The organism is Lysinibacillus sp. CTST325 (assembly GCF_054665055.1).
The window spans coordinates 93,747-105,090 of the sequence record NZ_BAAFHO010000018.1; the positions used below are offsets into that span (position 1 = coordinate 93,747).

At 39.3% G+C, this 11,344-nt stretch carries 10 protein-coding genes and 1 rRNA gene; 3 read left to right on the plus strand and 8 right to left on the minus strand.

Features of this window, described 5'->3' with window-relative positions; all coding sequences use genetic code 11:
• The first annotated feature begins 246 nt into the window (after positions 1–246).
• Positions 247–417: a hypothetical protein gene (locus ACYQ73_RS25385; protein WP_460014991.1), complete on the plus strand. Its 171-nt coding sequence runs from the start codon at positions 247–249 to the stop codon at positions 415–417.
• A gap of 106 nt (positions 418–523) precedes the next feature.
• A complete protein-coding gene (locus tag ACYQ73_RS25390) occupies positions 524–2,377 on the plus strand; it encodes a tetratricopeptide repeat protein (RefSeq protein ID WP_460014992.1) in 1,854 nt (617 codons plus the stop codon).
• Positions 2,378–2,570: 193 nt separating this feature from the next.
• Here ACYQ73_RS25390 and ACYQ73_RS25395 read toward each other — a convergent pair whose 3' ends face one another.
• The 7 genes from ACYQ73_RS25395 to aceA form a co-directional block, all read right to left on the minus strand.
• Positions 2,571–2,975, minus strand: a complete 405-nt coding sequence (locus ACYQ73_RS25395) for a hypothetical protein (RefSeq protein WP_460014993.1) — start codon at positions 2,973–2,975, stop codon at positions 2,571–2,573.
• Positions 2,976–3,050: 75 nt separating this feature from the next.
• A complete protein-coding gene (locus tag ACYQ73_RS25400) occupies positions 3,051–4,421 on the minus strand; it encodes a sensor histidine kinase (protein WP_460015004.1) in 1,371 nt (456 codons plus the stop codon).
• Entirely contained in the window at positions 4,421–5,092 is a 672-nt protein-coding gene (locus ACYQ73_RS25405; protein ID WP_460014994.1) for a response regulator transcription factor, read from the minus strand. Before ACYQ73_RS25405 ends, ACYQ73_RS25400 begins: the two co-directional genes overlap by 1 nt.
• 135 nt (positions 5,093–5,227) lie before the next feature.
• On the minus strand, positions 5,228–6,325 hold the full coding sequence (locus ACYQ73_RS25410; protein WP_460014995.1) for a DUF1648 domain-containing protein: 1,098 nt from the start codon (positions 6,323–6,325) through the stop codon (positions 5,228–5,230).
• A 3-nt stretch (positions 6,326–6,328) separates the two neighbouring features.
• The gene (locus tag ACYQ73_RS25415; RefSeq protein ID WP_460014996.1) at positions 6,329–6,724 is read right to left on the minus strand and encodes a GntR family transcriptional regulator; all 396 of its coding nucleotides are present in this window, start codon (positions 6,722–6,724) and stop codon (positions 6,329–6,331) included.
• A 435-nt stretch (positions 6,725–7,159) separates the two neighbouring features.
• Entirely contained in the window at positions 7,160–8,758 is a 1,599-nt protein-coding gene (aceB, locus tag ACYQ73_RS25420) for a malate synthase A (RefSeq protein WP_460014997.1), read from the minus strand.
• 110 nt (positions 8,759–8,868) lie between these two features.
• Complete coding sequence (gene aceA, locus ACYQ73_RS25425; RefSeq protein WP_460014998.1) at positions 8,869–10,152, minus strand: isocitrate lyase; 1,284 nt, start codon at positions 10,150–10,152, stop codon at positions 8,869–8,871.
• A 214-nt stretch (positions 10,153–10,366) separates the two neighbouring features.
• Between aceA and ACYQ73_RS25430 the strand changes: the two genes are divergently transcribed.
• Positions 10,367–11,038, plus strand: a complete 672-nt coding sequence (locus ACYQ73_RS25430) for a LytTR family DNA-binding domain-containing protein (protein WP_460014999.1) — start codon at positions 10,367–10,369, stop codon at positions 11,036–11,038.
• Positions 11,039–11,218: 180 nt separating this feature from the next.
• On the opposite strand, the gene rrf is transcribed toward ACYQ73_RS25430, so the two are convergent.
• Positions 11,219–11,334 (minus strand): 5S ribosomal RNA (gene rrf, locus ACYQ73_RS25435).
• Positions 11,335–11,344 lie beyond the last annotated feature (10 nt).

An 11,344-nucleotide genomic window follows, 5' to 3' on the forward strand; every position in this document is an offset into this window, starting at 1 on the left:
CTATCCCCCGGATAACATGAAACTTTGACATATGCACTCGCTAGTAATCGTTACTGGAACTTCAACGAATCTCCTTATAACAAATAGTATCATGTATCGAGGACAATTCAACAATAACGGTATTTTCCCGATATATGAAAAAAGAGGATATCTTCGTAGCGTATGGTTGATTTCCGTTCCGACTGGGTGCTTTGTTGTTGCTGTCGCTTCGCTTTCGCACAGAGCAAAGCTTCCTGGGGGCGTCCGATGAGCTGCTTGGGCCAACATGATGTTGGTCACGAAGGCGTTATCACAGGACGTGATGGTTTTAGCCTTCGTTCCTCTATCGCTAATCCACAAGGAGTCGCCCAGTCTCCACTTCAATCAACTAATATACACGGTATACGTTTTAACAAATTAAACATCCAGATTTCGTGATGAGCAGAAAAAGAATAATGTTATGAAAGTGGTGAGTTCTATCGTCATACAATATGAAATTCTCCAAGATCAATGTACAAAATTAAAAACTTTATACTTGGTTAAATTGGCTAATAATTTACAGGATGCTAGCTCGCTCGCCATCGCAAAACCAGCTATATCTCTACAAAAATCACTCCTTGTACTAGAGGAAATTCTATATGAACTTTATAAGCTGGAAATGCATACCGAACCGAAGCTAAAAAATATTCGATCATTACTCAATAATCGTAGCTTTGTTGCAAAAATTCATCCACGTCGTATTTATTTATTAATGAATCTTGTAAGCAAAATGACTTCTAGTAATAGTAGTGAAGTTGTAGAGACAAAGGCAGCAAAAATTGTTCTTGATTATATAAGTGATATTGTAGAGTGGTTTATTGAACGCTATGACCGTACCTTAAAGGCAAAATTGGTACGCAGAGGCTCCAGCCTTAAAGATATAACTTCAGCTTTTGATATAAATACGCTACTTCAAGATGACCAATCAACTGAGGCCTACAAAACCGCAGCAGACTGGTTTGAGCTTGCCGCGAAACAAGGGAATGCAAGTGCTCAATATAATTTAGGGGCTCTTTATAATCAAGGGCGTGGTGTTAAGAAAGATTATGCAATCGCAAAAATGTGGTATGAACGCGCCGCTGCGCAAAAAGATGCAAACGCACTTTATAGCTTAGGCGTACTCTATCATTTAGGTCATGGTGTTGTACAAAATTATGAGGAAGCCGCTCATTATTATAAAGCTGCTGCAGATTTAGATAACGCAGATGCACAGTACAATCTAGGAGTCCTATACAATCAAGGACTCGGTATGCCACTAAACTTTGCCGAGGCAGCAAAATGGTACATGTTAGCAGCCAATCAAGGGAATACAAGCGCTCAAAATAATCTTGGATTCCTTTATCACAATGGAACTGGTGTCGAGCAAAGCTATGAGGAAGCTATAACCTATTTTGAAATGGCTGCATTGGCTGGTGATGCAAGTGCTCAGTATAATCTTGGTTATATGTACCTTAAAGGTCGTGGCATCTCACAAAATTTTGAAGAAGCTGCGCAATGGTTCCATTTAGCTGCACTTCAAGACCATACAAATGCAGAATTTCAATTGGCTATGCTATATAACACTGGACAAGGTATTCCTCAAGATCACCTAGAGGCTATAAAATGGTTTAAGCTCGCAGCACATAAAGGACACTTGAATGCCCAATACTGTCTCGGTGTGCTCTATGTTAAAGAAAACGATATAACTTTAGCTGAGACATGGTTACAGCTAGCCGCTGACAATGGACATATAAGTGCGGGCTTTGAGCTTGGACGTATTTATGTATACCACCTCCAGCAACCTGAAAAGGCACTCCCTTACTTCAAAGCTGCTGCTGAAAAGGGTTATGCTGATGCTCAGTACGAGCTCGGATTATTATATGAAGCTGAATTGAATTATGATGAAGCAATAAAATGGTGGAGGACCGCTACTGATCAGTCCCATATTCAGTCTGAATATCAATTAGGTTTATTATATGAGCATGGATTGGGGATCGAGCAGGACTTAGAAGAAGCACGACGCTGCTATCGACTAGCAGCCATCCAAGGACATTCAGGTGCTCAATATCAACTCGGTAATTTATTTGATAAGGGCAAAGGTGTCAAACAGGATTATACTGAGGCTGCAAAATGGATTGAACAAGCTGCCACTAAGGGACATGCCAAAGCACAATATCAATTAGCTCAAATGCACAGTCATGGGCAAGGGGTACCGAAAGATTTTGCGAAGGCTGCCCAGCTGTATCGGCTGGCTGCCAATCAAGGGCATCAAAAAGCACAATTCCAGCTTGGTATGCTTTACAAAAAAGGACACGGTGTTGCACAGGATTATACTGAGGCAACAAAATGGCTTAAGAAGTCTCTTGAAAATATAAAATAAAGGACTCGTTAGCATAGCGTGGGGTTGATTAAAAGATTCACATACAAAACTGTGTGTGAATCCTTTTACTTTATTTTATCGCTAAGTCCCCACCCCAATCAATTTCCAACTTTTGATAACGAGCAAAACAAAACTGTTCTTCATAAAAAATACCATGTCACCTCTTATTAAAGACAGTGACACGGTATGTTGATTAGTTTTTCATTTCTTCTTTTTGATCTACCATAAATGTTGCAACGATGAATAAAGCAAAGCTAATTAATAGTGTTGTTCCACCTACGATAAAGAAAACCGTTGTAAATATTCTGCTAAAACTAAATGGATTTAAATTGTAGAACCACATGCCTAGTGTTAAGCCAAAGACGCCGAGAATGGCGGACCAACCATGTGCTGCCACTAATTTTTGTGATTTCACTTTAAAGGCACGATAGAAAATACCCCATGCAAACATACTTAACCAACCTACGAGCAAAATATGTGCATGTATCGGTCTATATTCATAACTACCTGAGCCAGACATATGTGAGCCTAGATACGTACCTAATAAGGCAAAAATCGCAGCAAGACGAATAAGACGTATACTCCATTTTTGTTCCAAACGATAACCCCCCTAAGTTTTTTCAACTTAGTTAGCAGTTTATCTTGTGAACATGAACTTTACATGAACTCCTCATTACAGTTTAGGTAAGTGGACACGGACCTTTGTACCGGAATTCATAACACTGTCCATATGAACATTTCCTCCATGTAACTCAGCAATTTGCTTTACGATGGCTAGTCCTAGCCCAGTACCTTGTTTTGTTCTGGACGCATCTACTCGATAAAAGCGATCAAATACCTTTTGTTGTTGTTCGGCAGTCATTCCTATGCCACTATCCTCAATAAGCACTTCAACTGAGGTTGAGGATTCTTGCAAGTGAATATGAATCTCTCCACCTACGACATTATATTTAATGGCATTCGTCAATAAATTATCCCACACATTTTGTAATAGCCCAGCATCACCATCATATGTCACTGGTTCAAGTTGATACGATAATTGTACATTTGCTTCTTCAAGCTGCCAGCGGTATTTTCTTACTGTTTCCTTTAATTGCTCATCTAAACGATAAGATTCACGCTTTAACAACCTTGTAGATTGATCGAGTGACGTTAGTAAAAGTAATTGTTTAGTTAATGTCGACATACGCTTCGTTTCTAGCTCAATAATCGTTGTATATTCCTGCCTTTCCTTGTCGGTCAGCAAGGGATTCTTTAGTAAATCTACATAGCCTTGAATATTCAACAATGGCGACTGAAAATCATGAGATACATTACTTATAAATTCTTTACGTATTCGATCATTTTCCTGTAATTTTTCTGTCATGACATTAAAACTAAGCGCTAATTGTCCAATCTCATCCGCTCGATCTATGTCCAGTAGCGTATCGAATTTTTCATGTGCAAGCTGATGTGTTGCCTCCGTTAGCTGTGTGATAGGGCGAATTAGTGCCTTAGCAAAAAGTAGCATTCCCAATAGACTAAGTACTGTCATCACAAGAATTAGTCCTCCAAGTATCGTATGCACCTCAGAAAACAACAAGCGAATATCAGGTCTAATGAACAGTGCATACTGCTTATTTTCATAAGTGAATGGCACACCTATCGTATTAATTAACTCATTCGCAAAAAAGCCTGTCACAAAAGTCTCTTTTGGAAAATCACGCATACCATGATAAATTCCCCCGTTTAAAACATGCTTGACTGTATTAGACGGTAGTGTTTTATCTCGATACTCACCGCCAAAGAAATGTCCTTCGTTACCAGTTGTTGCATAAATTTGATAACCTATTTCACCAAGAGTCGTTAAATAATTATCTAAATCGTCAGGCTTTGACGACTCAATGTATTTCGCAATATCCTGCGCAATCTTCACATTTTTAGCATCATTTTTTTCCTTCACAACTTGATGATAATAAGTATTTGTCGCTAAAAAGCCGATACACAAGCTACCGATCATAACGAGCATCGTCGTGACAACAAATTTGCTATATAACGTTTTCATCATGCAATAACCTCAAGCTTATAGCCAACGCCACGCACCGTTGTAATCTCAACACCTGATTCATAACGATACAGACGCTCACGAATCCGCTTCACATGTGTATTTAAAGTCTGCTCATCTCCATCGTAGTCATAGCCCCACACTTGCTCCATAATAAAACTACGTGTAAATACCTGATTCGGGCGGGATGCTAGTAATGCCAATAGTTCAAATTCCTTTAAAGGCAGAACAAGTGTATCTTCCCCAATGACAACCTCAAAGCTTCGACGATCTATAACGAGCCTACCCACCTTGATGGTTACCTGATTTTTCTTATCAAATCTACGCAATATCGCGGCTATGCGAAACAGCAATTCTTTAGGTTCAAAAGGCTTCACAACATAGTCGTCTGAGCCTGCCAAAAACCCTCGTTCCTTGTCCTCAAGCTCACCTTTTGCTGTTAATAACAATACAGGAATATCATAATCCTGGCTCAATGTTTCGGTTAATGTATAACCATCCATTCCCGGCATCATAACATCTACAACAGCCAAATCAGGCGAGTTTCCTTCAAGTAATTTAAGGGCCTGTTGTCCGTTTTCCGCCTGTATCACCTGATAGCCCTCTCTTGTCAGATAAATATTCACTAGCTGTAAAATATGTACATCATCATCTACAACGAGAATTTTCATTCAGGTTTACCTCCATCCAACTTGTTTCCTGTAACAAAAAATCCGCTCCATTCCGCGAACAATCTGCAAGCATTGCGTTGCTCGCAGTCCAAGCAGCAGTGTAGCTAATTTTTTTCATAACAACTTTCATTTATATTATAACGAAAAGAAAGAAATAAACAGCAATATAAGTAACGGCAAACCGATTACAATATAGCCTCGAGGATTTGCAAAATTCATCGTCCAACCTACCCCAAAGCGTTTCTCTACAAAAACGGAAGGATCTTGACGATTCACATAAATTAATCCACCCTTCCAATAGCGATCCTCATCAACATCCATTACTTCTGAAACGACTTCATCCCCATAGTTCACTCTCAGCTTGCGTTTTTTCCATGCGTAAACAAGGACTGAGCTCAGAACAAGCAATAAGAACAAAATAAATACCGGTAGTAGACGTTTTCCTGTAGTCATTGAAGGATAGATGTTGCTTAGCTGTAATACTGTAAATAATACTGTAAAGGCATAGCTTAATAACATAATGCCCCAGCTCATATACTTTCGACTTTTTAGCTGATCTTCCAATGATTCTTCTTTACGATTTACAGCCAACTTGATTGCTGAACGCTTTATAGAATCTACAATTCCCCACATCATACATTGCATCATCAACATAACAAGCGGCAGTGAAACCGCAGTAAAATATGTTTTGCTTCTCCAAGAATCCGCTTCACCGCTAGGTCCCCAGTGTACAGCAATGTGATCTGGTATTTGATCATAATGGCGGAATGTAAAGATTATTAGAAACACCGTAACACCAAAAGGGATTACATAAAATGGCCACGGAAGTATTTCATCACGACTACGTGCCGTTAAGTCAACTGCACGCACTTGTTTTATATTTAAGCCCCATTGCTCTCCCTTTTTAAGTTTTAAAACTTTTTGATGGTTTATCCAATATAATGTCATACTGACTGCAAGCATTGCAAATAAGCATCCAAGCAGTAAAATAGTTTGCATAAATTCAGATTGTGCAAAGTAATAATAGCTAACGATCATCATTATTAATAACATGACACCAGATATTCCAACGATTTGAGCATAATACTTTTTCATATTACGTAATGCAAGATGTTTTACATTTTGTTCAGGTACAGTAACGCCAAAAATGATTGTCTCACGTACTATATATGGAACAAATACTTGTAGAGCTAATGTTAAGAGGTAGACAGTTAAGAAAACGAAAAGTAGCATTTGCTACACCCCTTCTGCAGGTATTTGCAAATCAGAAAATACCTTTTTTATCATGTGCTCGATTTGCTCAGCTGTTGCGCCGAGCACCATTCCTTCTACCACAACAGGCTTTAAGTTTTTTTCAATTTGTTGTAATTGTTCAGGAGTTAACGCTCGTTCCTCTGTTGAACGAATAATAGCACCTGATTTGGCTCTAATAGTAATGATCCCCTTTTCCTCTAGCTCATGATAGCTTTTATTAACCGTATGCATATTTACGCCCAGATCAGCCGCTAAACTACGTACAGATGGTAGAGTATCTCCTGGTTTCATTTCTCCTCTTGCAATACCTTCAATAATTTGCCGTGTTATCTGTTCATAGATGGGGACATCAGATTGTGGCTCTATTTGAATAAACATTACTATCATCTCCAAAATTGTTATATAGCTAATATAACAAAATAATTAGTCTTTGTGCATAAAAATGAGACCAATTGAACAATCAAAAATAGAAATGTCTCATGATTAATTCGAGACATCCCCTTACAATGTTTAGAAGATAAAAAAAATGCCTTACAAGCTCCCCATCTAAGCTCGTAAGACATCCTTTACCCTTTTAAATCCCTTTATTCATGACCCCTTTTTTTAACCGTGTTCATTTTTTAGTAAGGAACGGGGGAACAGACCCCGCCCGTTACAATAGTGGAATAAGGTGGACTCCATTCGAGTTCAGTCCACAACAATTTAGGAAAGTTAGGATATGTTCGTTTAGTAGATTCGTATCTCAAATCAATTATGCCTCGGATAATAGCGTTCGGAGGCTTTAACCTTCTTTCAGCGATTGCTGACAGCTAGTTAAGCTAATTTTTCGTAACCTGGAAGCGTCAAGAATTCCACAAATTCGTCTTGTTCAATTAAAGATTTAAACAGCTCAGCAGCTTCTTCATAGCGGCTACTGATATAGGCTTGTTCCCCAACAGCCTCTTTAATTTTCACAAGCTCTTCCTCCAAGATATCTAGTACAAAGGCCAATGTAATACCACGGCCATCATCCAAGACACCTTTTGGATGACGAATCCATTGCCATACTTGTGTACGAGAGATTTCTGCAGTTGCAGCATCCTCCATTAAGTTGTTAATCGGTGCAGCCCCGTTGCCTCGTAGCCAAGAAGCAATGTACTGAACCCCTACACTACAGTTAATGCGAAGACCTTCAAGTGTAATTGTACCTTCTGGTACAGCTACTAAATCTTCCGCTATAACATTTACATCCTCACGCTTTTTATGGATTTGGTTTGGTGTCGTCATAATCGCGTCAAACTGTTCCATTGCCGTTGCAACCATACCCGGATGCGCTACCCAAGTACCATCGTGGCCATCTGTTGCCTCGCGACGTTTATCTTCTGCAACCTTTGCAAACGCTACAGCATTCGCATCGTCATCCCCTTTAACAGGGATTTGCGCTGCCATACCGCCCATCGCAGGAGCATTACGTTTATGACATGTTTGAATACATAAAGACGTATATGCCTTCATGAATGGTACAGTCATTGTTACTTGCCCACGGTCCGGTAAAATTACATCAGGTTGATTGCGCAGACGTTTGATATAGCTGAAAATGTAATCCCAGCGTCCACAGTTCAGACCAGCTGAATGTTCACGTAGTTCATATAAAATTTCATCCATTTCAAATGCTGCTAAAATGGTTTCAATTAATACAGTAGCTTTAATTGTCCCTTGTGGAATTCCGATATAATCTTGTGCAAACACAAAGACATCATTCCATAAACGTGCCTCCAAATGGCTTTCAAGCTTCGGTAGGTAGAAATAAGGTCCCGTACCTTGCGCCAATGCATTTTTAGCATTGTGGAATAAATACAGACCGAAATCAAAGAAACTACCAGAGATCGGTTCACCATCCACTAGTACATGCTTTTCAAGCAAATGAAGACCACGTGGACGAACTAATAACACAGCTGTGTTTTCGTTTAATTTATACGTTTTACCATTAGATGCTTGTGTAAATTCAATTGTCTTATTAATAGCATCACGCATATTAATTTGACCACCAATCATGTTTTCCCATGTCGGAGCAGATGCATCCTCAAAGCAAGCCATAAACATTCTTGCACCAGAATTTAATGCATTAATAACCATTTTCCGGTCAACAGGTCCTGTAATTTCTACACGACGATCTTGCAAATCTGCTGGAAGTGGTGCAATTGTCCAATCTCCCTCACGGATATGCTTTGTGTCTGGTAAGAAGTCGAGTTTCTCACCTGCATCAAGGCGCTTTTGACGCTCTTGGCGAGCCTCTAACAGCTCTTTTCGACGAGCATCAAATTTTTCGTGCAGGGCAAGAACAAACTCAAGGGCTTCTGGTGTTAAAATTTCTTTTGTTTGCTCGTTTTGTTCCCCAACAATTTTAAGCTTACCTGTTATTGCTTGTTCCATCCGTTGTTTCCCCCACCTTTGCGAATTTAAGTAGTCATCCCCCGCTTTAGGAGGAGCGGAGGAGACTAATCTATGATTATGAATTTAGGAATACGCGTACTCTATGAAACTTAAACGAATTGTTCAGTCTCTGTAGAACCAGCCATAGCTGTTGTAGAAGAAGTACCACCAGAGATAACTTGAGATACATCATCAAAGTAACCAGTACCTACTTCACGTTGATGGCGTGTAGCTGTGTAGCCTTTTGATTCTGATGCAAACTCAGCTTGTTGTAGCTTAGAGTATGCAGCCATACCATTATCTTTATAATCATGTGCAAGCTCAAACATAGAGTGGTTTAATGCGTGGAAACCAGCCAATGTTACGAATTGGAATTTATATCCCAATTTACCTAACTCGCGTTGATATTCTGCGATTTCTTCTTCCGATAGATTTGCTTTCCAGTTGAAAGAAGGTGAGCAGTTGTATGCTAGTAATTTACCTGGGAATTCAGCATGAATAGCTGCCGCAAATTCACGAGCTTCCTCAAGAGACGGTTTAGAAGTTTCACACCAGATCAAATCTGCATATGGCGCGTAAGCTAAACCACGAGCAATCGCTTGTTTGATACCTGGTTTTGTACGGAAGAAGCCTTCTGGAGTACGTTCACCAGTAATAAACTCAGCATCACGTGGATCGATATCAGATGTTACCATATCAGCAGCATCAGCATCTGTACGAGCGATTAAAATTGTATCAACACCCATTACATCTGTTGCAAGACGAGCAGCAATTAAGTTACGAACGGCATTTTGTGTTGGAAGTAATACTTTACCACCTAAGTGACCACACTTTTTCTCAGAAGCTAATTGGTCTTCTAAGTGAACACCAGCAGCTCCAGCTTCAATCATTCCTTTTACAAGCTCAAATACGTTTAGAGGACCACCGAAGCCAGCCTCAGCATCTGCTACGATCGGAGCGAACCAATCAAATTGATCTACACGTCCTTCAGCATGATCGATTTGGTCTGCACGTTGTAAAGCTTGGTTAATACGCTTAACTACTGCTGGAACAGAGTTTGCTGGATATAAGGATTGGTCAGGGTACATTTGACCAGAAAGGTTAGCATCAGCAGCTACTTGCCAGCCTGATAAGTAGATTGCTTTTAATCCTGCTTTTACTTGCTGTACAGCTTGATTACCAGTCAATGCACCTAATGCATTAATGAACGGTTCTTCGTGTAAAGAGTTCCAAAGTCGAGCCGCACCTTTAGTCGCTAAAGTTTGTTCAAGTACTACAGAACCCTGTAGCTTAATAACCTCTTCAGCTGAATATGCGCGTTCAATACCAGCCCAACGAGGATTCTCTGCCCATTGTTTTTCTAATGCTTGGATTTTTTCTTGACGTGTTGACATATTAAAATTCCACCTTCCCCTTTGTATACAATATACTCTGTTAAAAAACTTTTAATTTGCTGTTCCATAACAGGTTTATTTGTTATAAATTAATATATAACAGTGCATCTGAATTTTCATTATTTTTAGATAAAATACCAAATTTTAATGATAAAACTGCTTTTTTGGGCGACGAAATTTGGTAAACTGTTTACAAACAAGGGGGATATTCACAATGAATAATGAGTTTAATTCTTTGCCAAAAGATATATCGCAACAGTTTATTTCAATGTTAAACGACTGGGTTCCAGCCAATTCATCCATTGCAATTGCTGCTGAAAACTCCTATATCTATTTTCATTCTGGACATCAAAATATTAACTTGGAAATAGGTCAACAAGTACAGTCTGGTAGCATTGCTGAGCAAGTACTACGCACAAGGAAACGAACAGATGCCGTTTTAGATAATTCCTTTTTCGAAATACCGTATTATGGGATAGGTTATCCTATAAACATATTAGATGTGCCTGCAGCACTTGTTGTAGTATTACCTTCAACGTTTACCGAAAAGAAATTGGAGCCATTTCAATTTTTAACTGGAAAGCAAGAAGAGGAATGGAATCCTGTTGCAATTGAAAAAATCTCTCATATTGAAAGCCTGCAGAAAAAAACGTGGTTTTACGTGGAGGGGGAACAATTTAAAACAAGTATTACTCTTAAAGAACTTCAAATGCGTCTACCATCATCTTTTATTCGCATTCACAGGTCTTATATTGTTAATATTCATTTCATAAAAAAAATGGCTCGTGATCTTACTTCTAATTTTATTGTCACTTTAAAGGATGGCAGTGAACTACCCGTTAGCCAATCTTATTTAAATAATCTTCGAAACGCCCTTGAATTTTAGATTTTGCCTTGCATAATTGTTGTTGCTGTCGCTTCGCTTTCGCACAGAAAACATTTGTTGCTGTCGCTTCGCTTTCGCAAAGAAAACATTGCTGATTGAAAATAAAAGGCTGTCCTATACATTTATTGTATAAGACAGCCTAAAATATAAAAAAGCCTGAGAAATCTCAGACTTTAGATTGCCTAGCGACGTCCTACTCTCACAGGGGGAAGCCCCCAACTACCATCGGCGCTAAAGAGCTTAACTTCCGTGTTCGGTATGGGAACGGGTGTGACCTCTTTGCCATCATCACTAGACTATTGTCGG